At 44.7% G+C, this 226-nt stretch carries 1 protein-coding gene; it reads left to right on the forward strand.

Going from position 1 to position 226, the window contains the following annotated elements:
- On the forward strand, positions 1 to 226 hold a 226-nt coding region (locus tag CI070_RS13605), incomplete at both ends, for a hypothetical protein (RefSeq protein ID WP_179218342.1).

The following is a 226-nucleotide window of genomic DNA, read 5'->3' on the forward strand; positions in this document are numbered from 1 at the left end:
GTGTACCCTGACGGACCTCAAGGCTCTTCCGGAGTTTTTACAGATGATTGCGAAGAAAATAAAATCCGGCGATTATGAAGACAAAGAATTCCGCATTGCTTCCTATAAGGCTTACAGCCATCCGGAGTTTGCTGCGAAGGTGAGAAATATCAACGCCCTGAACAAATTTGACAATCCTACCGGAATTGTCGCGGAGAAAGGAGATGAAATTCTTGTGTTCGTAGGA

The sequence above is a fragment of the Akkermansia muciniphila genome (assembly GCF_900184965.1).
GTDB classification, from domain to species: Bacteria; Verrucomicrobiota; Verrucomicrobiia; order Verrucomicrobiales; family Akkermansiaceae; genus Akkermansia; species Akkermansia muciniphila_A.